We start from the raw sequence: 23,838 nt of genomic DNA, 5'->3' as shown, positions 1-23,838 counted from the left end.
TTATAAAGAATCACTATAAGAATGTCAAATATTATCTCAAAATTAGGAAATCTATCCTGAGGTTACCCATCATACAGTTAAAATTTATCCACAAAATTATCTTTATTGATGCGAACGTTTAAGAACATATAAAATGCCGAAAGGAGCGCACACAAAATTAAAACAATCCCAACTGGTTTTAATTCCGGAACGTCATAATTTGCCAAAGCCACTACAGGAATACTCAAAATAATGTAGGGAATTAGCATTGTTGACCCTGTAGCAACATCTACTAAATCTTTGTCGGGCTCCTCAACAAACCAAAGGAATGGTAAACATAAACGAAGCCACTTTGCTCTCTCTGTAAATTCTAAAATTGGTCGAATAAATAGTGTCAGCAACTTGTATCCAGCAAAAGCAACCAAACGATACCACCATAAAAAGACAAGTGCAAGAAAGAGACCAATTAGCCAGGTCCAAATATCAAAACTATCCTCCTTACGACTTTTTGGTGCAAACAAATTCGCCAAGATAACCCCCACTCCTATTTGCGGAACAAGACTGACCCAGGTATCTAAATTAGGATTATCATATCCAATTTTTATATACTCTAAGCCATCGTAATAATAGACATTATTGTTCAAATCAATGTAGGTTCCTTCTTTATAGGGCTGAAGTTCACCTATATTTTTCTTAGCATATTCGTTTGCTGTTTTACGGAATACCATATCCCCTTACCTCCATTTCTATTTTTTTAATACATTGTAAATGGTATTAAATGTAGTCATCTGTTGAATTTGTTCTGCTCGCTGTAGTGTGGCTGCTTGTTGGCGCAACAGTTGGTCATATTGACTTTCTTGATGATACAGATTTAGAGCTTCCTGTAAGGTATTGACACGCCCCTCATTGACATAACCAAGCATTGTTTCAAAAAAGAATGAAGAACTATGTTGCCCCTGTTGCATAATCAATGGATGTTCCTGAGCTTTATGATAGTGCCAACTTTTACACTCTTTTACTTCCTCAAGCCTTTGTTTAATCACTGCACTATCTTCTTGCTTCTTCTGACGCATTCTATTTGCAAAAATACCGATAATAGCTGACAAGAAAAAGAATGTCAAACTCCTTTGAAGATAGCCAGCCCTATCATTACCGAAAACCAATTCACCAATAGCGAAGAAGAGGGTCAAACCAAGAATCCACCACATCCAATTCCCCTTTTTTTCCCTGTTAGACCAGGCAATAAGCACCTCATTTTCCCAATGCAGAGTTGATTCCCATCTACTCATCAAAATTGCTGCATCATAAAGATACCACTTCAATTCATTCACATTGAATTTTTCAAAGAAACCTATTCCGTAAACAGAACGGTACCATTCCTCAGAGGTCATCACTTGGCTAGTCAGATGCCGAACCCTTTCAAGAGTTCCTGCGTTCTCGCCTAATTCACCAACGGCTTTCTCATCTTCCGGCGAGAATACTATTTTATTCATTAGGTAATGCTCGTAAGTTGGGGCATCTTTAGCCGCTTCACTCTTGTAACCGTCGGGAATATCGTAATAACGATACTCTTCAATAATCCTATTTTTCTTTTGCAAATTCTCTGCCTTAAATTGTTCGATTAGTTGCAAATCTTCTTGATCTAGAAACGTTGCCATTTTTACCTCCAAAATCCATCTCTTTTCAATCCATTTATGAGTGTAATATCTACATCAATAAATATTCTCTGATCTATATGCTATTTAAAAATAGCAATATAAGTGACTATCACCAATTCTAATAGCCTGATGATTGCCGCATTTCGAACACATATATTCTCGCTATTTTTGGCTTTTTAGAAAGGCTTGGCTGTAAAGTCAAGCCTTGTTATACTAGTATAACAAGAAATTTGTCAAGTATTTTGCATCAAAAAAGAGGACCAATTTGTCCTCTCAAAACATTTGAAAGTTCTATAATGAAGTTAGCCACCTTACCTTAGTCAAGAATTAGATGTTTCACTATGTTTGAGTAAGTTGATGATTTCATTTGATAACAGGTTTGAAGCTGTTAGGCTAGGTGGCCAAGGCTAATCATAGCCTTGGTTTAGCTGAAAAAACAGGTTCAAGGGTTCCTGTTGTCAAATGAAATGTGATTTAAGGTATAAGAAAACACCTCTGTGCTATACTTGTTGTTCACCACAAACACAAGGAAAGGCACAGAGATGCAAGAACATTATACCCCAAAAGGGAAACATTTGACAATAGATAACCGTCGCTTGATTGAGCGGTGGAAGAATGAAAATAAGTCCAATCGTGAAATTGCAGGCTTATTAGGAAAGGCGCCTCAAACGATTCATAATGAAGTCAAAAGAGGTACAACTTTACAACAAGTGAGAAAAGGGCTATACAAAAAGGTCTATTCTGCCGATTACGCACAAACTGTTTACCAATCCAATCGAAAACGGTCGGTGAAAAAGTTAATTCTAACAAAGGAAATCAGAGAGAAGATCTTACACTATCATAAGCAAAAATTTTCGCCTGAAATGATGGTTAAGAAGAAGCAAGTGAAAGTTGGTATTTCAACCATCTACTACTGGTTTCATAATGGTCATTTAGGATTGACGAAAGCCGACATGCTTTATCCCAGAAAAAGGAAAGGTGTCAAGAAGCAAGCTAGTCCGAACTTTAAGCCGGCAGGTAAATCTATCGAAGAACGTCCTGACGTTATTAATCTTCGCTTGGAAAATGGTCATTATGAAATTGATACCGTCCTACTAACTAAGATAAAAAATTATTGCCTGTTAGTCTTAACCGACCGGCGGAGCAGACACCAAATTATAAGGTTAATTCCAAATAAAACTGCTGAATCTGTCAATCAAGCGCTTACGTTACTATTAGGGGAGCATCGTATTCTGTCCATTACTGCAGATAATGGTTCGGAGTTCAAACGATTGTCTGAGGTATTTCCTGAGGAACATATCTACTACGCACATGCTTACTCTTCATGGGAGAGAGGTTCAAATGAAAATCATAATCGATTAATTCGGAGATGGTTACCTAAGGGAACCAAGAAAACGACTCCGAAAGAAGTCGCTTTTATCGAAAATTGGATTAACAACTACCCTAAAAAATGCTTGGACTACAAGTCGCCAAGTGAATTTCTTTTGGGTGGCTAACTTCAACTTGAAATTTGGGCTCTCAAAACATTACTTATCTATGACTAATCTTTCTCGTCAAGAAATCTCCAATAAACTGGATTACGAAGATGATAACCAAAATCAAAAGAGTTGCTAAAAAGGTCACATCATTATTATACCGTAGGTAACCATATGATAGCGCAACCTGTCCCAAACCACCTGCTCCGATAGCTCCTGCCATGGCAGTATAGCCGACCAAGGAAACCAGGGCAAAGGTCGTCACACGAATCAAGTCAGGCAGACCCTCACGCAGATAGACAAGGACAATATCCCAGAACGTCGCTCCTGAAGCCTGAGCCGCCTCAATGACACCACGGTCCAATTCTGACAAGACCACTTCAACCTGACGGGCAAAGAAGGGAAAGACTGAAAGGGCGAGCGGCACCAAGGCTGCCTCCGTACCAATCGTTTTCCCAACAATAATTTTTGTCAAAGGAGCAATGGCCGCCAACAAAATAATGAAAGGAATGGCACGGAAGATAGAAGCTACCTTATCCAAAATCCAGTAAACCGTCCTATTTTCAATGACACCGCGAGGACCAGTCAAGACCAAGAACAAACCTGAAACCAAGCCCATCAAGCCACCAAAAGCAAAGGAAACAAAGGTCATATAGAGGGTCAAATTAAAATGTGTTAACCAACCTGTCTGACCATCCCAGCCCAATTTATAAATATCTGGAAAATTCGTTTGAATCCATTCTAACATCTAATTTGCTCCTTTCAAAATCGTCACTTCCACGCGCGCCTCCGTCACTGCCTCAATCGCACGGTGCAACTGACCAGGTTCACCTGATAAGATCACTACCATCTCACCAACTGGCGTATGGTCCAAAATTTCAATATTGCCATACAAAATATTGGCAGATACTTGATAGAATTTATACAAATCATTGACAATGGCCGTATCCGTATTGGAACCAGCATACTTGAGTTGCACCAAAATACTGTTTTCAGGCAAATTCTGAACAATATCCTGCTGGTAAATTTTCACCAAGGCCTCATCAATTCCTGTTGCCGTTTTGATGAAATCCTGTGTCAATTCTTCTTTTGGATGAGAGAAGATTTCTAAAACTGAACCCTCTTCAATCAAGTGACCATCCTGCATAACAGCCACACGGTTACAAATATCTTTTACAATCTGCATCTCGTGGGTAATCATAACAATGGTCAAGCCCAATTTTTCATTCAATTCCTGCAAAAGTGCCAAAATCTGCTTAGTCGTTTTCGGATCCAAGGCAGAAGTAGACTCATCAGAAATCAAGATTTTAGGGTCATTGGCCAAGGCACGGGCAATGGCAACACGTTGTTTTTGACCACCAGACAGCTGAGCTGGATAGTTTTCAGCACGGTCAGAAAGCCCAACCAAGTCCAACAACTTAGCAACTTTTTCTTTCTTCTCTTCCTTGCTTAACCCCGAATGCTTAAGGGCAAAGGCTATGTTTTCTTCTGCCGTCATTTGAGCCATCAGATTGAAATGCTGGAAAATCATGCCGATTTCACGGCGTTTGCTCCGCAATTGAGCTGGGGTAAGTGTGACCTTTTCTCCCTCGTAAATCACATCCTCATCGATAGTAATTTTACCCGCTGTCGGCACCTGCAACAGATTGATGACACGGACAAGGGTAGATTTCCCTGCTCCAGAATAACCTACGATACCGTAAATATCCCCTTGATTGATATGGAGGGTCACATCCTTTACCGCTTCGATGGTCCGTTTTTTCTGCTGGAAGGTTACATCAATATTATCTAGCTTAATCATTTCCTTACTCATAACTTGCAATTAACTCCTCTACTAATTCAACATGGCTATAGTAGTCAGCGATGCTGACATTTTCATCACCGGCATGGTCACGACTGTTGGCATTTCCTAATCCAAATCCTGCAATCGGCACACCTAGAGCATGAAAGACTGTGTGCATGGGTCCTGTCCCCGGTGACGTCGGCAAGACAGCAACTCCTTCTGGCGTCAACTTTTTAGCCAACTCAATCACATTGACAATGGCAGGGTGGGACATGTCACTTCGGTAGCTCATTTCCCCCAAAGTGAAGATAACCTCAACTTTGTCAAATCCGTGCTTGTCCAAATGCTGGCGAATCTTGTCCAAAACATCGTGTGGCTCCAAACCAGGCACCAGACGAACTTCCATTTTTGCAGAAGCCTGAGCTGGTATGATGGTCTTGACACCTTGACCAAGATAGCCAGTTGACAAGCCTTCAATGGTAATAGATGGCTCAAAATACAAACGCTTCAGAAACTCACGACGGTCTTCTACCAAGGTTGGAAGAGTCAAGCCATAAATGTCTTTCATAGACTGACTGGTCGCCAGTGCAAATTCTTCCACCAAGGCCAATTCACGCTCATTTGGCTCTTGCACTTGCTCGTAAATACCATCTACCAGGATTCGTCCATCTGCAGCCCGCATGGATTGAAGTGCTGATAATAAATACCAGCTTGCCGAATCAATGACACCACCATAGGAAGAATGAATGTCCAAGTCAGCTGATTTGACCTGAAGATCAAAGGTCACAATTCCCTTATTTCCCCCAGCAATCTCTAGCTGATGTAGACTATTGCGATGCCCCTGCTCCCAGACAAGTAAATCAGCACCGATCAAATGTTCTTTATATTTTGAAAGGTATTTGTCCAAGTCGACAGAAGCTGACTCTTCTGCCCCTTCCATAATAAAAATCACATTGACTGGTAAATGGCCATTCTGTCTAGACTGATATTTTTTCAAGGCCGACAGACGAGCTGTGATATGGCCCTTATCATCATCTACCCCCCGACCATAGATATAGCCATCGGAAATGGTCAATTCAAAGGGGTTACCCTTCTCCCAGACCTGATCGGCATCTGCAGGTACTGTATCATAATGATTGTAGAAAATCAATGTTTTCGCATCTGGCACCGAAGCCTTAAACGTAGCCATGACAAAGGGTGCTGCATAACTATCATCCAAAACAACCTCTGCACCAGCTTCTTCAAACATATCTTTCAAGTAAGTCGCCACATCCAACAAACCAATCTGCTGAGCAAAAATAGATTTCTTTGAAATCAAGACCTTCAACTTTTCAAAATAAGTTTGAATAATCGCATCATTTTCAAATGCTTGAACTTTACTATCTGCCATACTTTCTCCTCATACTCAATGAAAATCAATCAAATCTACTAACCAAAATCAAATATTCTCCCACATATCTGACTTTGGTTAAGAGATTTTTTCTTATCTCTATAAAAACAGATAGAGGGCTGAACAATTCTGTCCAGTCCTCGACCTATTTACATTTTACCAAACTGGTTCATCCATACCGTCTGAAGTCTCTTCAATAACTTTTTTCACTTCATCCGTGTGGTAGGCTTCGATAATTTTCTTAATCGCTGCTGCTTGCTCTGATTTTTCCCAATCGCTACGAGCTGCAATCAAGTTGTACCACTGTTTTGAATTTTCATCTTTTTGCTCTTTGTAAAGGGCATTTTTGTAATCCAAACCAGCTTCCAACACAAATGTGTTATTTACAACTGCTGCATCAACTGAGCTAAGTGAGCTTGCTGTTTGGCTTGCATCCAACTCAGTAATTTTCAAGTTTTTCTTGTTTTCAGTAATGTCAGCAATCGTTGCCAATTCTGTACCAGATACACCAACCTTGATCAAACCAGCTGCTTGAAGAAGGTAAAGAGCACGACTTTCGTTTGTTGGGTCGTTTGGAACCGCAATTTCTGCACCATCTGGAATTTCTTCCACTTTAGTGTACTTATTTTTTCCATCAGCTGTACCTGAGTAAAGACGGATTGGTGCGATATAAGTATCCGCAATAGCAACCAAGTCTTCACCATTTTCTTCATTCCAGTTATTCAAGAAGTTATAGTGCTGGAATGCGTTGATGTCTACCTCATTTTCAGCTACTGCCTTGTTTGGTTGTGAATAGTCTGTAAATTGAGTGAATTCCAACTTCACTTCGTCCCCGAGAATTTCTTGAACTTTATTCCAACGAGCTTCTTCCGACTCACTCAAGCTCATCACACCTACTCGAACAGTTGTTGCAGATGAATCTGAACTTGAAGAAGAGTTACCACATGCAGCAAGTACACCTACTGATAAAGCAGCTGTTGCCAAACTAAACAATTTTTTTAATTTCATAAAATGATCTCCTTAAATTAGAACTGTATCTATCTTAACACAGAATTTTCTTTCTGACTAATTGACTTTTTTTATAGAAAGTTATAACTTTTCGTTATAACAAATACCCTTGCAATTATAAGCATTGATAATAAAAAGAGGGATACCCCTCTTAAAATATATCTACTAAATACTGAAACAGGTCTCGATGTTGCTTACAATCATTGTACAAAAATTCTGGATGCCATTGGATACCAAACAAAGCTTGGTTCCCCCTACTTTCATAAGCTTCTATCGTACCATCCCTAGGATCCAAACCTGTCGCCACCAGTCCTGGAGCCAATTCTTTGATTCGTTGCTGATGGAAGGAATTAATAGGGCTCCCCTGGGCAAACAGTTGACCGATTCGGCTTTTAGGTTTCACTTGTAAACGATGGGAGGTCCCCGCAATACCATCTTGCCAATGATGAGCCACCTCTTGCTCCAAGCTTCCGCCTAGAGCAACATTCAGCAACTGCATCCCTCGGCAGACTGCAAAAATTGGTTTTCCCTGACGAAGGGCTTCCTCAATCAAAGCCAGTTCAAATTCATCCCGTTCCAAGAGGTAATCATTACTATCAATCAAACGCTCTTGACCGTATAGACTTGGGTCTACATGCTGACCGCCTGATAAAATCAACTTATCAATCATGTTGATATAGTCCTTGGCTAAGTCAGGGGTTCCCATAGGAATAACCATCGGTATACCACCAGCCTGACGAACACCATCTGCCAATTCACTCGCAACAGTTACATAAGTTCTACCAGATTTAGTTGGAAATTCTTGCTCGTTTCCTGAAATTCCAATGATAACTTTTCCCATAAAAAGCCCCTTTCTTTCATTTTTTCCATTGTAGCATGGCTACCTAGCCCTGTCTAATATAGAAGTTTTATGGGCTGATAAAAAATAACTATCAGACCGACCAATAAACTATTGCCCACAAGCATGAGCTTGCCTGTTACCCTTCCATAGATAAAATCTATACCAGGCTTAAGAAAAGGCTATGCTGAATCCAGCATAAAAAAGGTAAGCTTGATAAACAGGCGTTTTTTCAAGCTTTTATATAGAAGAAATATCATAAAACGCAGTTCCCTTTCAATCCGTTATAGCCAAAAGTTATAACTTTCTCTAAAATTTTACAATTATACAAGAGTCGTTTTTTCTGTTAGGATAGGGGCATAGAAATATTTTGGAGGAAAAACCATGACTACTACTATTATCGGCTTCCCACGTATCGGAGAACACCGTGAGTTAAAATTTATCACTGAAAAATACTTTAGAAATGAAATTCCACAGGAAGAGCTTTTGCTTGCTGCCAAAGAATTGCGTGCTAAACATTGGAATATTGTAAAAGAGGCAGGCATTACTGAAATCCCAAGCAACGACTTCTCCCACTATGACAATGTTTTGGATGCAGCAGTACTATTCAACATCGTACCTAAAGCAGTTCAAGAACTTGACTTGACTGACCTTGAAAAATACTTCGCTCTTGCACGTGGTTATCAAGGAGAAAAAGGGGACGTTCGTGCTAGACCGATGAAAAAATGGTTCAATACCAACTACCACTATATCGTTCCAGCTATTGAAAAAGACACAGAAATCAAACTAGCCGGTCATAAGATTTTCGATGAATTCCAAGAAGCAAAGGACTTGGGTATCACAACTCGTCCAGTTTTGATTGGTCCATTCACACTCTTACAATTAACTGATTTTGAAGAAGGTTTAACTGCTACTGATTTCGTTGATAGCTTAGTTGCAACCTATGGACAAGTCTTTGAAAAATTGGCAGAGCTTGGTGCTGAAAAAATCCAGCTGGACGAACCTAGCTTGGTCAAGGATTTGACTGCTGAAGAAAAAGCCCTTTTCCTAAACATCTACCAAACTCTCTTGGCTGATAAGAAAGGCTTGCAAGTCCTCATCCAAACCTACTTCGGTGATGTGCGTGATATTTACACAGAATTGACAAACCTACCTGTTGATGCCATCGGTCTTGACTTTGTAGAAGGTAAGGAAACGGCTACACTTGTTGCGACAGGTTTCCCAGCTGACAAGACCCTCTACGCTGGTATCGTCAACGGTAAAAATATCTGGCGCAACAACTACGAAAAGAGCCTAGCTGTTTTGGATGCTATTCCAGCTGAAAATGTCGTCATAACAACTTCTTGCTCCCTTCTTCATGTACCATTTACAACTGCTAATGAAGAATTTGAGCCTGCTATCCTCAACCACTTTGCCTTTGCAGTTGAAAAATTGAGCGAATTACGTGATTTGGATGCCATCCGTAACGGTCAAGGCGAAGTTGCTCTCACAGCTAACAAAGAGCTCTTTGCTCTTGAACGTGTGGGGCGTGACACAGCACTTGCTGACCGTCTTGCAAGTTTGACAGACTCAGACTATACACGCCTACCAGTCTTTGCAGAGCGTGAAGCCATTCAACGCGAGAAGCTAAACTTACCACTTCTTCCAACAACAACGATTGGCTCTTTCCCTCAAACCAAAGAAATCCGTAGCACACGCTTGGCTTTCCGTAAAGGAAATATCTCAGAAGAAGAATACGATGCATTTGTTAAAACTCAAACAGATGAGTGGATTGCATGGCAGGAAGAAGTTGACTTCGATGTCTTAGTTCACGGTGAGTTTGAACGAAACGACATGGTAGAATACTTCGGCGAAAACCTGTCTGGTTACCTCTTCAGTAAGAACGGTTGGGTACAATCATACGGTATGCGTGGGGTAAAACCACCAATCATCTGGGGTGATGTAACACGCTTGAACCCAATTACTGTCAAATGGTCTAGCTATGCTCAAAGCCGTACAAACAAACCAGTTAAAGGTATGTTGACTGGACCTGTAACCATCCTCAACTGGTCCTTCCCACGTGAAGACATCTCTATCAAAGAATCAACACTTCAAATTGCTCTCGCTATCAAGGAAGAAGTTCTTGACCTTGAAGCAGCGGGGATCAAGATTATTCAAATTGACGAAGCAGCCCTTCGTGAAAAACTACCACTCCGTCGTAGCGACTGGTACAGCGAGTACCTTGACTGGGCAATTCCTGCCTTCCGTTTGGTACACTCAACTGTTGCACCAGATACACAAATTCACACTCACATGTGCTATAGCGAATTTACAGACATCATTCCTGCCATCGACAATATGGATGCGGATGTAATTTCCTTTGAAGCTAGCCGTTCAAATCTTGTTATCCTAGATGAACTCAAGGCTAAAAACTTCCAAACTCAGGTAGGGCCTGGTGTCTATGACATCCACTCTCCACGTGTCCCTGCCGTTGATGAAATTGCACACACTATTCAAGCCATCCTTGCCAAAGTACCGAAAGAAAAAGTCTGGATTAACCCAGACTGCGGACTCAAGACTCGTGGCGAATCAGAAACAAAAGCTAGTCTTATCCACTTGACTCAAGCAGCTAAGGCAGCCAGAAAGGAACTCTAATTTATGATCGGTCAAACCCCAAGTCTCTCATTTGAAATTTTTCCTCCAAAACCAGCAGTAGGCAATGAAAAGATTATCCAAACTCTCGATGAGATGCAAGGTTTGGCCCCTCATTTTATCAGTGTTACATGCAGCAATAACAATTTGAACGTAGAAGAGACGACTGTCAAGTTGGCTAACCATGTTCGCAATGAATTGCACATTCCAACTATCGCGCATTTGCCAGCTGCTTACTTGACAAAAGAAAAGGTCCGATCCGTTCTTCATTCTCTCGATGAAATTGGTGTGCATCAGATTTTAGCACTTCGTGGCGATATTATTGAAGGTCTTCCCCCTAAAGAGGACTTCCAGTATGCAACTGACTTGATTTCCTTTATCAAGGAAGAAGCTCCACATTTTGACATTATTGGAGCCTGTTATCCAGAAGTACATCCAGAATCACCAAATTCTGTCTCAGACATCAAAAATTTGAAAAAGAAAGTTGATGCCGGTTGCTCAACCTTGGTAACTCAACTCTTCTTCGATAACGAAGCATTTTATAACTTTCAGGAGAAATGTTCTCTAGCAGACATCGAAGTGCCTATTATCGCAGGTATTATGCCTATCATCAACAGGAATCAGGCACTTCGACTCTTGAAAACCTGTGAGAATATCCACCTCCCTCGTAAGTTTAAAGCCATTTTAGAAAAATATGAGCACAATCCTGAATCCCTACGCGCAGCTGGCCTAGCCTACGCCGTTGATCAGATTGTCGATTTGGTGACCAATGATGTGGCTGGTATCCATCTCTACACTATGAACAACGCTGAAACAGCACGCACCATCCATCAGGCAACTCATTCGCTATTCAAACATTATAGTTAGAAAACTCCCCCTGAGCCCAAGCTCAGGGGTTATTCTATGCCCTGTGACTCCCAAAGACTACATGATAAATTTTTCACCCCATCATGACATTAAACCAGCAGATGTCTAGGTATGTGACATCTTGCTTACAATAACGAACAGCCATTTAAAATACAGTCACAAGGAGTAAAAATGGCACTAAGAGAAGACAGAGAAACGACGAAATGGAAAAATAAACTCCGTCCGTTTGCAATTTACAACATTCAAGACCGTATTTTATTAACTGAAGCACATTGATTCCCATATATTTTAATCGTAAATAAAAAAACTGACCTTCAAATGAAGATCAGTTCAAGGATAATAAACAGATTACAAGATGGCTAGAATGATGAAATTCAGAATAAATAGAGCTGTGGCTCCCCAAAGGATTGGGTGAATTTCTTTAGCCTTACCTGTTGATACTTTCACCAAGCAATAGAAGATAAACGCTGCTGCAATACCGTATGAGATTGAGAAGCAAAGCGCCATGAAGAAGGCTGCAAAGAAGGCTGGAAGAGCGTCTTCGAATTGGCTCCAATCCACATCTAGGAATGATGAAACCATCATGACACCGACAATAATCAAAGCTGGAGCAGTTGCCGCTGCTGGTACAATACCGATAAATGGCAAGATAAGAATTGAAAGAAGGAAGAGAACCGCTGTTGTAACAGCTGTCAGACCAGTACGACCACCTGCAGAGATACCTGCAGCCGATTCAACATATGTCGTTGTATTTGAAGTACCAAATAGTGCACCGATAGAGGTACCAATCGCATCTGCAAAGAGGGCCTTGTCCATCTTAGAGTTAAAGCCTGTACCATTTTCGAGAGCTTTCTCATCTTCTTCTGAGAAAATACCAGTCTTACGACCTGTACCGATAAAGGTACCAAGTGTGTCAAAGGTATCTGACAAGCTGAATGCAAAGATAGTCATCAAAACAAGTGGTAGACGGCTTGAATCAGCAAAGAGAGATGACAAACCACCAAAAGCAGCCAAGAAAGTTGTACCCAACTCTGAGAAAGCAGAGCCGATATTGTTATTTGCAAAATCAATTGCTGAAAGGTCAACAACACCTGCTGGAATTCCAGCTACAGTCGTTGCAATAATACCAATCAAAATTGCACCACGCACGTTCTTAATAACCAAAACAGCTGTCAAGAGGAGACCAAACACTGTCAAGAGAACACTTGGTTCAGTAAAAGTTGAAATAGACGGGACAACACCTCCACCTGCAAAAACAGAGAAAACACCGTTTGAGAATGTTTCAGCTGTTGCATCTGCCGGAGCAACACCATTTACAGTAATAATATCTGAACCAGATGTCAAGAAGGTGATTAAATTAGAGTTTTTAAAACCAAGATAGGCAACAAAAACCCCGATACCTCCACCGATGGCATGTTGCAAGCTAATCGGAATCGCCTTAATAATGCTCTTACGAACCTTTGTAACGGTAATAAAAACGTTAAACAAACCGCAGAGGAAAACCATTGCCAAAGCTTCTTGCCAAGTAAAACCAAGACCGATAACCACTGTATAGGTAAAGAAGGCATTCAACCCCATGCCTGGTGCCAAGGCGTAAGGTACATTAGCAAATAATCCCATAACAAGCGTTGATACAGCACTCGCAATAATAGTCGCTAAAAAGACTGCCTGAGTCGGCATACCTGCCACACTCAATACGCTCGGGTTAACGAACAAAATATAGGACATGGCAAAGAAAGTCGTAAGACCTGCCATAATTTCTGTTGAAACCGTCGTTCCGTGTTCTTTCAATTTAAAAAATTGATCCATTTTTCATTTCTCCTTTAATTTACGAACGATAAAAACATTATAATCAAAAAATATTCTAATTTCAAGTTTTTTAATCTTGAAAACGTTATTTTGTTTATTTTCAGTCTTTAACATTCGTAAATAACGAACATTAAAAAGTTGCGGACGATCTATGAAAAATTTATTGCTTCTTTGCTTTTATTATCTCCTTTTGTTATACTGGAAATTATTAGTTCAAGATGTGGTTACCTACAAGTACTATTCTTTGACGCATAAAACAATTTCTCAGCAGTCTAGCTACTACCTAAACACTACTTGCTATTAAAAACTAGTATAACGAATCTAGAAAGGAATGCTATTAAATATGAAGAAAAAAATCATTGCTATCGATTTGGACGGTACATTGCTCAATAATGATAGTCAATTATCTGATTATACCATCTCAACTATAAAGAAGGTCCGCCAAGCAGGACACACCGTTCTTATCGCCACAGGTCGCCCCTATCGAATGGCTGAAAAATATTACCACCAACTAGAACTGGATACTCCCATGATTAATTTCAACGGTTCTTTAGTTCACATCCCTGGAAAGAAATGGCAATGGGAACAAAATATTTTAATCGACAAAAAATACCTACTCGAATTTCTAAAAGAAGAAGAAACGTTTGAGGCAGATTTTATTGCCGGTGAATACAAGAATAAATTCTACATCACTCAAAAGAACTTAGACAAGATTGATCCGGCTCTGATGGGGGTTGAACAGATTACTCCAGATACACTCATCAGACCTGAGTTAATCACTAGCGATCCTCATTCCATCCTTATGCAAACTCGTGCAACTGATAAGTATGAACTTGCAAAAGAAATGAATGCCTATTTCAAAGATGAATTAGAAATCAATACATGGGGTGGACCATTAAATATCCTCGAAACTTGTGCAAAAGGTGTCAATAAGGCAACTGCTCTGAGCTATGTTCTTAACCTCTACCAAGCCACTCCTAGCGACTTAATTGCCTTCGGCGATGAGCACAACGATGTTGAGATGCTAGACCTAGCAGGAACAGCCTATGCCATGAAAAATTGTAGCGATACACTTCGTCCACATGCCGACAGATTGACAGCATTTGCTAATTTTGAAGATGGTGTCGCACGTGAACTAGAAAACCTATTTTTATAGACATCAAAAAACCTGATAAACTGTCAGGTTTTTGTCATATTCGTTGCATATTTTTATCACTTTTCTGAAACCAACTTATGAAAAATTTCGGAAATATTTTGCACTTTTAACATAATTCCTCTTGACAAATGCACTGAAAACGTTTTATAATGTTACAGTTCGAACATGAAAGCCCATTCAATGGTTTTTACATGAACAAGAAAAATTTAGGAGGATCAATAATGAGTATTGGAATCATTATTGCAAGTCATGGCGAATTTGCTGCTGGTATTCATCAGTCAGGTTCAATGATCTTTGGCGAACAAGAAAAAGTACAAGTTGTTACTTTTATGCCAAGTGAAGGTCCAGATGATTTATACGCTAAGCTAAATGCTGCCGTGGACGCATTCGATGCCGATGATGAAGTTTTGGTTTTGGCTGACCTTTGGAGTGGTTCACCATTCAACCAAGCAAGCCGTGTAGCTGGTGAAAATCCAGATCGTAAGTTTGCTATCATCACCGGTCTAAACTTGCCAATGCTTATCCAAGCTTACACAGAGCGTATGATTAACGCTGCTGCTGGCGTGGAAGAAGTTGCGGCAAACATTATCAAGGAAGCCAAAGATGGTATCAAAGTTCTTCCAGAAGAACTTCAACCAGCTGAAGCTGCTCCTGTTGCCGATGCTGCTCCTGTTGCACTACAAGGTGCTATCCCTCCAGGTACTGTTATCGGTGATGGCAAGTTGAAAATCAACTTAGCCCGTATCGACACTCGTCTCTTGCACGGTCAAGTGGCGACTGGTTGGACTCCTGCTTCCAAAGCAGATCGTATCATCGTTGCATCAGATACAGTTGCCAAAGATGAATTGCGTAAACAACTCATCAAACAAGCTGCACCTGGTAACGTAAAAGCGAACGTTGTCCCAATCAAGAAATTGATTGAGGTTTCTAAAGACCCTCGATTCGGTAACACTCACGCCTTGATTCTTTTCGAAACTCCTCAAGAAGCTCTTGAAGCAATTGAAGGTGGTGTTGAAATCAAAGAATTGAACGTTGGTTCTATGGCTCACTCAACTGGTAAAACAATGGTTAACAACGTATTGTCAATGGACAAAGATGACGTTGCAACCTTTGAAAAATTGCGTGACCTTGGCGTTGAATTTGATGTGCGTAAAGTACCAAACGATTCGAAGAAAGACTTGTTTGAACTTATCAACAAGGCAAACGTTCAATAAATCGATCTGTTAGTATAGAAAGGATTACAACATGTCAGATATTACACTTATTTCTGCAATTCTCGTTGTCATCGTTGCCTTCTTCGCTGGTCTTGAAGGTATCCTTGACGAATTCCAATTCCATCAACCATTGGTAGCTTGTACCCTTATCGGTCTTGTGACTGGTAACTTGGCTGCAGGTGTTATGCTTGGTGGTTCTCTACAAATGATTGCACTTGGTTGGGCAAACATTGGTGCAGCCGTTGCTCCTGACGCTGCTCTTGCTTCTGTAGCTGCTGCAATCATCATGATCAAAGGTGGCGACTTCTCAACTGAAGGTATTGCCGTTGCAACAACAACTGCTATCCCTCTTGCCGTAGCTGGTCTTTTCCTTACAATGATCGTTCGTACTATCTCAGTCGGTCTTGTACACGGTGCTGACAATGCTGCTAAAGATGCAAACTTCGCTGCTGTAGAACGTTACCACTTGTTTGCACTTCTCCTTCAAGGTTTGCGTATCGCAGTTCCTGCAGCTCTTCTTCTTGCAATTCCTGCAGAAGCTGTTCAATCAGTACTTGAAGCAATGCCAGCTTGGTTGTCAGGTGGTATGGCCGTTGGTGGTGGTATGGTTGTTGCCGTAGGTTACGCTATGGTTATCAACATGATGGCAACTCGTGAAGTATGGCCATTCTTCGCACTTGGTTTTGCCTTTGCCGCTATCAGCCAATTGACACTTATCGCACTTGGTGTTATCGGTGTTGCAATCGCGCTTATCTACCTCAACTTGTCAAAACAAGGCGGATCAGGTAACGGTGGTGCTTCATCTAACGACCCAATCGGCGACATCCTTGAAGACTACTAAGAGAAGGGAGATTCATCATGTCAGAAAAAATTCAACTTTCCGTAAGCGATCGTAAAAAAGTTTGGTGGCGTTCAACCTTCCTTCAAGGTTCATGGAACTATGAGCGTATGCAAAACTTAGGTTGGGCTTATGCAATGATCCCAGCTATCAAAAAACTTTACACTAAAAAAGAAGATCAAGCTGCTGCTCTTGAGCGCCACTTGGAATTCTTCAACACACACCCATACGTTGCTTCACCAATCCTTGGTGTAACTCTTGCCCTTGAAGAAGAGCGTGCTAATGGTGCTGAAATCGATGACACAGCTATCCAAGGTGTGAAAATCGGTATGATGGGACCTCTTGCTGGTATCGGTGACCCAGTCTTCTGGTTTACTGTTCGTCCAATCCTTGGTGCTCTTGGTGCTTCACTTGCACTATCTGGAAATATCATGGGACCAATCATCTTCTTCCTTGGCTGGAACATCATTCGTATGGCCTTCCTATGGTATACACAAGAATTTGGTTACAAGGCTGGTAGCGAAATCACTAAAGACATGTCTGGTGGTATCCTTCAAGACATCACTAAAGGTGCTTCAATCCTTGGTATGTTCATCCTTGCCGTTCTTGTTCAACGTTGGGTATCTATTACTTTCGCTGTAAATCTTCCTGCTAAACAATTGTCAGAAGGAGCTTACATCGTCTTTCCAGAAGGTACTGTTACTGGTGCTGAGTTGAAAGGTATTCTTGGTCAAGCTCTTAGCGGACTTAGCCTTGAACCAACTCAAGCTCAAACATTACAAGGTCAGTTGGACAGCTTGATTCCAGGTTTGATGGGACTTCTCCTTACTTTCCTCTGCATGCACTTGCTTAAGAAGAAAGTAACACCAATCACAATGATTATCGGTCTCTTCATCGTAGGTATTCTTGCTCGTTTCTTCAACATTATGTAATCAAGGACCCCGCTCTTGCGGGGTTTTATGATATAATGAATATCTAGGAAGGGAAGCACTATGGCACAATCACAAAATACAAGCGTTGAACTCCAAACCACAGGGGTTTCCTACATGGGCTTTGGTGGCAAGGTTGGAAAATTTCTAATTGGTGACAAGGCACTTGAGTTCTACCCAGATAGCAACGTTGAGCGCTTTATCCAAATTCCCTGGTCAGAAATGACTAGCATTGGCGCAAACGTTTCTGGAAAAGTAATCAGCCGTCATTTTGAAATTTATACAGAAAAAAGTCGATTCTTGTTTGCCTCTAAGGATTCTGGTAAGATTCTTAAAATTGCCCGTGAGCATATCGGCAATGAAAAAGTTGTGAAATTACCGACTCTTCTGCAAACAATCGGCAGAAAAATTTCGAATCTATTTGCCAAAAAATAAAAAATCAAGTATAATAGTAGAAACGGATAAGTAGCTTCTAGCTCCTTTCAGAAAGTCTGCGGTCGCTGTGAGCAGATAGGAAAAAGTTGTGAAATTCTACCGTTATGAAATTATCAAAATACAATCAAGTGCACAGAATGTGAAGCTGGATGGAACCGCGGTAAATATCGCTCCAGCATCTCTCATTCTGTGTTTTTTTATTCTAAAGGAGACATCTATGCTAGATATCAAACGTATTCGTACAGATTTTGACGGAGTTGCTGCCAAATTAGCTACTCGTGGTGTGGCTGCCGAAACATTGGCAAACATCAAGGAATTGGATGCAAAACGCCGTGAAATCTTGGTTACCGTAGAAGAATTAAAAGCAGAGCGAAACACTGTTTCTGCGGAGATTGCCCAAGCAAAACGCAACAAGGAAAATGCCGATGACAAGATTGCGGCTATGCAAAAATTGTCTGCCGATGTTAAAAACTTGGATGCTGAACTCTTGGAAATTGATGAAAAACTAAATGCCATCCTTACAGTTCTTCCAAATACGCCGCACGATTCTGTCCCTGTTGGTGCAGATGAAGAAGAAAACGTGGAAGTTCGCCGTTGGGGAACACCGCGTGAATTCACTTTCGAGCCAAAAGCTCACTGGGATTTGGGGGAAGACCTAGATATTCTGGACTGGGAACGTGGTGCAAAAGTCACTGGTGCCCGCTTCCTCTTCTACAAGAACTTGGGTGCTCGCTTAGAACGTGCCCTCTACAACTTCATGTTAGACGAGCATATCGCAGAAGGCTACCAAGAAATCATCACACCTTACATGGTCAACCACGACTCTATGTTCGGTACTGGTCAATATCCTAAGTTCAAGGAAGATACTTTTGAGTTGGCAGACACTAACTTCGTCCTCATCCCAACTGCGGAAGTGCCATTGACCAACTACTACCGCAACGAGATTTTGGAAGAAAAAGACCTGCCAATCTACTTCACAGCCATGAGCCCATCTTTCCGTTCTGAAGCTGGTTCTGCTGGTCGTGACACCCGAGGTCTTATCCGCCTTCACCAATTCCACAAGGTTGAAATGGTCAAATTTGCCACACCAGAACAGTCTTATGATGAATTGGAAAAAATGACCGCAAACGCAGAAAATATCCTCCAAAAACTAGGTTTGCCTTACCGTGTTTTGGCCCTTTGTACAGGTGATATGGGCTTCTCAGCTGCTAAGACCTATGACTTGGAAGTCTGGATTCCTGCCCAAAATGCCTACCGTGAAATTTCTAGCTGTTCTAACACAGAAGATTTTCAAGCCCGTCGCGCTCAAATCCGCTACCGCGATGCTGCTGACGGCAAAGTTAAATTGCTCCACACCCTCAACGGTTCTGGTTTAGCAGTTGGTCGTACCGTGGCTGCCATCCTTGAAAACTACCAAAACGAAGACGGCTCTGTCACCATTCCAGAAGTACTCCGTCCATACATGGGTGGGGTAGACGTGATTAAGCCGTAACCTCTACGGGAGGTAAAAATGAAAAAGATGATGTTACTTGCCGGAGTCCTCTTGAGTCTGTCCTGCTTCTCTGCCTGCCAGAAGGAGACAAACTCTACTATCACTACTTCAACCAGTCAAGAAACCTCTAGTACCACTACTATCAGCTCTGAAACTAGTACTAGTTCGAGCAGTCAAGATGAAACAACACAAACTTCTTCCAGCCAGCACCAGCAAGCCCAACCTGTCCTTGATATCCTTGGCATTCAAGCAGGTGATTATTCTAGCCTAGTTGGCACTTGGAGAGACAACCTTGGAAATACATTGACTTTCGATAAATATGGAGCGTTGGCAGAATATCCTACTGTAAAAATGGGACCAAATTCTAATATTCGCAACAATGTTTTGGAACTATCTGTCCAAAATTCCGAACAAACGGGTAGCTTCAGGATAGTCTTTATCCCTCAAAACATCGCCTATTCTCCTACCTACGAAGATGGTACAAGTAGTCCAGATACTTCTGACACTAGTAAAGATCGGATCCTCATCGGACAAAATATTATCAATTCAAATCCAGACTATGTCTATTATCGTGTTGACACACCGTAGAAAAGTAAACAATCAGCTCTTCCACCTGAGAAGAGCTGATTTTCTTATGACTTATAAATAGTAGAAAGCCACTACCGACCAGGCATTATTATTGATAAAAAGTATTGCCCTAGGATCAATCAAAATTAGAACAAAAGATGTTGCCGTTGTCCATTTGACTAATAGAAATGTCTTTTTATTTCCCTGAAATCCACTTCTCCATATAGACCATATCCATGCCTTCCTGCTCAGGCTCGGTTTTGATAGCCTTGTAGCCGAGTTTTTCGTAGAAAGCAACTAATCTAGGCTCCTGCAAGACAGTACAGAGTACCCAACGCTTAACCGTTGGATAAAGTTGTTCTAACTCTAACATGGCCTTGTGACCATAGCCTTTTCCTCTGTGGTCTGGATCAATGCCAATCAGACCTAGCCAGCCCTGGTCTGCATCTTCAGCGACCGTTGTTCGCACTAAACCGACTGTGTGCCCTTCCTCAACAATCTTGTAGTAGGTGCAATTTGGTCGTGCAAAGCGTGACTGGAAATAGTCCATGGTTTCAATGGCAGGGTTGTATTGGTCCTGATAGGTTTCATACAAGGCTGCAAATGCTCGGTGTTGAATGGGCAATAATTCTTCTGCGTTGGATAGTTCTGCTTTTACTAACATGGAAAACCTCCCGAAAATTATTTTATCCATTGTATCAAATCTAGCAAAAAAATACTAGGTCTTCCTAGTATTTTCTAAAGCGTTGATAGCGGTTTTCGAGTAGTTGTTCAAGTGGTAAAGCTTGTAGGTGAGCCAACTGACTGACCAGGTTTTCCTTGATGTCAGACAAGACTTCCTTGGTCGCTCTGCCATTTTCCAAAACAACCCGATCGACCACTTGGAGTTTCTCCAACTCATAAGAAGTGATTTTCATCAGTTCTGCCGCTTCCATGGCACGACTACCATCTTTCCAGAGGATAGAGGCGAAACCTTCAGGGCTGAGGACGGCGTACATGGAGTTTTCCAGCATCCAGACCTGATCTGCGACTGCTAGGGCAAGGGCTCCACCAGAACCTCCCTCGCCGATGATAATGGCGATAATAGGCACCTTGAGGTCGCTCATCTCCATGAGGTTGCGGGCAATGGCCTCGCCCTGTCCACGCTCCTCAGCACCGACGCCTGGATAGGCTCCAGCGGTATTGATAAAGGTGACAACGGGACGACCAAACTTCTCCGCCTGCTTCATGAGACGAAGGGCCTTGCGGTAGCCTTCTGGGTGGGGCTGACCGAAGTTGCGTTTGAGGTTGTCCTGAAGATTCTTCCCTTTCTGGATACCGATAACTGTCACAGGCTGACCTGCTAGAAAGCCGATACCACCCACAACTGCTCCGTCATCGCGGAAATTCCGATCGCCGTGCAGTTCGATAAAGTCATCAAAGAGTTGTGTGGCATAGTCCAAGGTCGTCAGGCGAGCTTGGTCACGTGCCAAACGGATCATACGTGCTACATCACTGGTCATCTGACACCTCCATGCATTCTCAACAAGCGACTAATGGTCGTTGGCAAGTCCTGGCGTTTGACAATGGCATCGACAAAGCCGTGTTCTTGTAAAAATTCAGCCTTCTGGAAATCATCTGGTAGATTTTCACGTACAGTTGATTCAATCACCCTACGGCCTGCAAATCCAACCAGAGTCTGTGGCTCTGCCAAGATAATGTCGCCTTCCATAGCAAAACTAGCTGTCACACCTCCTGTTGTCGGGTCTGTCAAGACTGTCAGGTAGAAGAGGCCAGCATTGGAATGGCGTTTCACAGCTGCCGAAATCTTAGCCATTTGCATCAGGCTCATAATGCCTTCCTGCATCCGAGCACCGCCAGATGCAGTAAAAAGGACGACTGGCAATTTCTCTTCAGTAGCCAGTTCAAAGAGCCGGGTGACTTTCTCACCGACCACCGTTCCCATAGAAGCCATGATAAAGTGCGAATCCATGATTCCAAGGGCAACTGGTTGTCCTCCGATTGTCGCCTTTCCTGTCAAAATAGCCTCGTCCAAGCCTGTCTTTTGACGGGTGGCTGCCAATTTTTCTAGATAATTAGGGAAGTCCAAGGGATTTTTGGTTTCAATCCCTGTAAACAATTCCTCGAACGAGCCTTCATCTGCTGTCAAAGCCAAGCGTTCCTGGGCTGTAATCCGGAAATTATAGGAACAGTGTTGACAGGTTTTCTCTGGTCCCAAGTCCTTCTTGTAGAGGATTTCCTTACAAGCTGGACATTTGGAAAAGAGTTCGTCTGGCACCTCTGGCTTTGCTTGAGGTGCTGACTCTATCCGCGAACGATTGGGGTTGATGCGGATATATTTGTCCTTTTTGCGAAACAAAGCCATAGCATTCTCCTAGTTTACTTTTTTAGTTCTTCTTGATAGCGGGGTAAAAATTCTTCCATAAGGTAGGCGGTGTCGTAATCACCAGCTACCACACGCTTATCGGAAATCAAGTCCAGCTGGAAGTCAGTATTGGTCACCACTCCGTCAATTTCCAATTCGTAGAGGGCCCGCTGCATCTTCATCAGGGCTTCAAAGCGATTTTCCCCGTGCACGATAACCTTGGCAATCATGGAATCGTAATAAGGTGGAATGGTGTAGCCTGGATAAACAGCTGAATCCACACGCAAACCAACGCCACCACTTGGTAGATAGAGATTGGAAATCTTACCTGGACTCGGGGCGAAGTTGAAGGCTGGATTTTCAGCATTGATACGACATTCAATGGCATGGCCTGTAATCTGCACATCTTCTTGACGGACGCTGAGTTCCTGACCAGTCGCGATCTTGATTTGCTCCTTGACAATATCCACACCGGTCACAAATTCGGTAACTGGATGCTCCACCTGTACCCGTGTGTTCATTTCCATGAAGTAAAATTCGCCCTTGGCTTCGTCCAAAAGAAACTCAATAGTTCCTGCATTTTCATAGCCAACTGACTGGGCAGCTCGCACAGCTGCTTGACCGATACGGTCCCGCATAGTCTGACCAATGGCGATAGACGGAGCTTCTTCCAAAACCTTCTGGTTGTTGCGTTGAAGAGAACAATCCCGTTCTCCCAGATGAATGACATGACCATGCTGGTCTGCCAAAATCTGTACTTCAATGTGGCGGGCTGGATAGACGACACGCTCCATATACATGGCTCCGTTGCCAAAGGCTGCCTTGGCTTCGCTGGAAGCTGATTCAAAGGCAGGCACTAGGTCTTCGACTTTTTCCACCTTACGAATCCCCTTACCGCCACCACCTGCCGACGCTTTGAGCATGACAGGGTATCCAATCTTTTCAGCAATTTCAAGGGCTTCTTGGCTGGTCAAGACCTCGCCGTCTGAGCCTGGAATGACAGGCACTTGAGCCTTAATCATCTCTGCCCGAGCATTGATTTTATCGCCCATGGTATCCATGACCGTCCCAGAAGGTCCGATAAATTTGATACCAACCTCTTCACAAAGGGTGGCGAATTTGGAATTTTCACTCAAAAATCCAAAACCGGGATGAATAGCCTGGGCACCCGTTACAACAGCCGCCGAGATGACCGCCTGCATATTGAGATAGGAGTCTGTCGAACGAGCAGGTCCGATACAGATAGCCTCATCTGCCAACATGGTGTGGAGAGCTTCCTTGTCAGCTTCTGAATAGACAGCCACCGTCGCAATCCCCAACTCCCTGGCCGCACGAATAATCCGCACCGCAATCTCACCACGATTGGCAATCAAAATCTTCTCAAACATGATGAATCCTATCTCC

General features: G+C 42.2%; 22 protein-coding genes. 10 read left to right on the top strand and 12 right to left on the bottom strand.

Annotation, left to right across the window (positions count from 1 at the left end; genetic code table 11):
• Positions 1-77 precede the first annotated feature (77 nt).
• Together K5Q22_RS01425 and K5Q22_RS01420 are read right to left on the bottom strand one after the other, a co-directional pair.
• The gene (locus K5Q22_RS01425) at positions 78-707 is read right to left on the bottom strand and encodes a hypothetical protein (protein ID WP_205013336.1); all 630 of its coding nucleotides are present in this window, start codon (positions 705-707) and stop codon (positions 78-80) included.
• Positions 708-725: 18 nt separating this feature from the next.
• Positions 726-1,637, bottom strand: a complete 912-nt coding sequence (locus K5Q22_RS01420) for a hypothetical protein (protein WP_205013337.1) — start codon at positions 1,635-1,637, stop codon at positions 726-728.
• Between the two features lie 542 nt (positions 1,638-2,179).
• Here K5Q22_RS01420 and K5Q22_RS01415 point away from each other — a divergent pair.
• Complete coding sequence (locus tag K5Q22_RS01415) at positions 2,180-3,133, top strand: IS30-like element ISSpn8 family transposase (RefSeq protein WP_114866097.1); 954 nt, start codon at positions 2,180-2,182, stop codon at positions 3,131-3,133.
• Between the two features lie 34 nt (positions 3,134-3,167).
• Here the strand turns inward: K5Q22_RS01415 and K5Q22_RS01410 are convergent, their stop codons facing one another.
• The 5 genes from K5Q22_RS01410 to K5Q22_RS01390 form a co-directional block, all read right to left on the bottom strand.
• Positions 3,168-3,860, bottom strand: a complete 693-nt coding sequence (locus tag K5Q22_RS01410) for a methionine ABC transporter permease (protein WP_105116425.1) — start codon at positions 3,858-3,860, stop codon at positions 3,168-3,170.
• Positions 3,861-4,925, bottom strand: a complete 1,065-nt coding sequence (locus tag K5Q22_RS01405; RefSeq protein ID WP_205013338.1) for a methionine ABC transporter ATP-binding protein — start codon at positions 4,923-4,925, stop codon at positions 3,861-3,863.
• Positions 4,918-6,285, bottom strand: a complete 1,368-nt coding sequence (locus K5Q22_RS01400; RefSeq protein ID WP_205013339.1) for a M20/M25/M40 family metallo-hydrolase — start codon at positions 6,283-6,285, stop codon at positions 4,918-4,920. The genes K5Q22_RS01405 and K5Q22_RS01400 overlap by 8 nt, the downstream gene beginning before the upstream one ends.
• Before the next feature lie 156 nt (positions 6,286-6,441).
• Positions 6,442-7,293 (bottom strand): MetQ/NlpA family ABC transporter substrate-binding protein, encoded by an 852-nt coding sequence (locus tag K5Q22_RS01395; protein WP_024384525.1) that lies wholly within the window; start codon positions 7,291-7,293, stop codon positions 6,442-6,444.
• A 151-nt stretch (positions 7,294-7,444) separates the two neighbouring features.
• Positions 7,445-8,134: a gamma-glutamyl-gamma-aminobutyrate hydrolase family protein gene (locus tag K5Q22_RS01390; protein WP_024406611.1), complete on the bottom strand. Its 690-nt coding sequence runs from the start codon at positions 8,132-8,134 to the stop codon at positions 7,445-7,447.
• Positions 8,135-8,515: 381 nt separating this feature from the next.
• Here K5Q22_RS01390 and metE point away from each other — a divergent pair, with 381 nt between their 5' ends.
• Together metE and metF are read left to right on the top strand one after the other, a co-directional pair.
• Positions 8,516-10,765: a 5-methyltetrahydropteroyltriglutamate--homocysteine S-methyltransferase gene (metE, locus tag K5Q22_RS01385; protein WP_205013340.1), complete on the top strand. Its 2,250-nt coding sequence runs from the start codon at positions 8,516-8,518 to the stop codon at positions 10,763-10,765.
• 3 nt (positions 10,766-10,768) lie between these two features.
• Positions 10,769-11,629 (top strand): methylenetetrahydrofolate reductase [NAD(P)H], encoded by an 861-nt coding sequence (metF, locus tag K5Q22_RS01380; RefSeq protein ID WP_024412215.1) that lies wholly within the window; start codon positions 10,769-10,771, stop codon positions 11,627-11,629.
• A gap of 348 nt (positions 11,630-11,977) precedes the next feature.
• On the opposite strand, the gene K5Q22_RS01375 is transcribed toward metF, so the two are convergent.
• The gene (locus K5Q22_RS01375; protein WP_205013341.1) at positions 11,978-13,438 is read right to left on the bottom strand and encodes an NCS2 family permease; all 1,461 of its coding nucleotides are present in this window, start codon (positions 13,436-13,438) and stop codon (positions 11,978-11,980) included.
• Positions 13,439-13,781: 343 nt separating this feature from the next.
• Here K5Q22_RS01375 and K5Q22_RS01370 point away from each other — a divergent pair, with 343 nt between their 5' ends.
• The 7 genes from K5Q22_RS01370 to K5Q22_RS01340 all read left to right on the top strand — a co-directional run bounded on the left by K5Q22_RS01370 (position 13,782) and on the right by K5Q22_RS01340 (position 20,090).
• A complete protein-coding gene (locus K5Q22_RS01370; RefSeq protein ID WP_024388466.1) occupies positions 13,782-14,594 on the top strand; it encodes a Cof-type HAD-IIB family hydrolase in 813 nt (270 codons plus the stop codon).
• A 221-nt stretch (positions 14,595-14,815) separates the two neighbouring features.
• On the top strand, positions 14,816-15,808 hold the full coding sequence (locus K5Q22_RS01365; RefSeq protein WP_012775315.1) for a PTS sugar transporter subunit IIB: 993 nt from the start codon (positions 14,816-14,818) through the stop codon (positions 15,806-15,808).
• A gap of 31 nt (positions 15,809-15,839) precedes the next feature.
• On the top strand, positions 15,840-16,649 hold the full coding sequence (locus K5Q22_RS01360) for a PTS mannose/fructose/sorbose transporter subunit IIC (RefSeq protein WP_024384519.1): 810 nt from the start codon (positions 15,840-15,842) through the stop codon (positions 16,647-16,649).
• A 17-nt stretch (positions 16,650-16,666) separates the two neighbouring features.
• Positions 16,667-17,578 carry a PTS system mannose/fructose/sorbose family transporter subunit IID gene (locus tag K5Q22_RS01355; RefSeq protein WP_014736293.1) on the top strand — a complete coding sequence of 304 codons (912 nt, stop codon included), beginning with the start codon at positions 16,667-16,669 and terminating at the stop codon, positions 17,576-17,578.
• A gap of 60 nt (positions 17,579-17,638) precedes the next feature.
• Positions 17,639-18,010, top strand: coding sequence for a DUF956 family protein (locus tag K5Q22_RS01350; RefSeq protein ID WP_044679250.1), 372 nt, complete (start codon positions 17,639-17,641; stop codon positions 18,008-18,010).
• Between the two features lie 217 nt (positions 18,011-18,227).
• Positions 18,228-19,502 (top strand): serine--tRNA ligase, encoded by a 1,275-nt coding sequence (gene serS, locus K5Q22_RS01345; RefSeq protein WP_100881669.1) that lies wholly within the window; start codon positions 18,228-18,230, stop codon positions 19,500-19,502.
• Between the two features lie 18 nt (positions 19,503-19,520).
• A complete protein-coding gene (locus K5Q22_RS01340; protein ID WP_205013342.1) occupies positions 19,521-20,090 on the top strand; it encodes a DUF6287 domain-containing protein in 570 nt (189 codons plus the stop codon).
• A gap of 175 nt (positions 20,091-20,265) precedes the next feature.
• On the opposite strand, the gene K5Q22_RS01335 is transcribed toward K5Q22_RS01340, so the two are convergent.
• The 4 genes from K5Q22_RS01335 to K5Q22_RS01320 form a co-directional block, all read right to left on the bottom strand.
• The gene (locus K5Q22_RS01335) at positions 20,266-20,733 is read right to left on the bottom strand and encodes a GNAT family N-acetyltransferase (protein ID WP_205013343.1); all 468 of its coding nucleotides are present in this window, start codon (positions 20,731-20,733) and stop codon (positions 20,266-20,268) included.
• Positions 20,734-20,797: 64 nt separating this feature from the next.
• Positions 20,798-21,571, bottom strand: coding sequence for an acetyl-CoA carboxylase carboxyl transferase subunit alpha (locus tag K5Q22_RS01330; RefSeq protein ID WP_105136350.1), 774 nt, complete (start codon positions 21,569-21,571; stop codon positions 20,798-20,800).
• The gene (gene accD, locus K5Q22_RS01325) at positions 21,568-22,434 is read right to left on the bottom strand and encodes an acetyl-CoA carboxylase, carboxyltransferase subunit beta (RefSeq protein WP_205013344.1); all 867 of its coding nucleotides are present in this window, start codon (positions 22,432-22,434) and stop codon (positions 21,568-21,570) included. Before accD ends, K5Q22_RS01330 begins: the two co-directional genes overlap by 4 nt.
• Before the next feature lie 14 nt (positions 22,435-22,448).
• Positions 22,449-23,822, bottom strand: a complete 1,374-nt coding sequence (locus K5Q22_RS01320) for an acetyl-CoA carboxylase biotin carboxylase subunit (RefSeq protein WP_205013345.1) — start codon at positions 23,820-23,822, stop codon at positions 22,449-22,451.
• Between the last annotated feature and the right edge of the window lie 16 nt (positions 23,823-23,838).

It is taken from the genome of Streptococcus sp. 2018162 (assembly GCF_019754175.1).
GTDB lineage: Bacteria > Bacillota > Bacilli > Lactobacillales > Streptococcaceae > Streptococcus > Streptococcus hashimotonensis.
The sequence above is the reverse complement of the archived record's forward strand: the minus strand, read 5'-3'. Positions and strand labels throughout refer to the sequence as shown.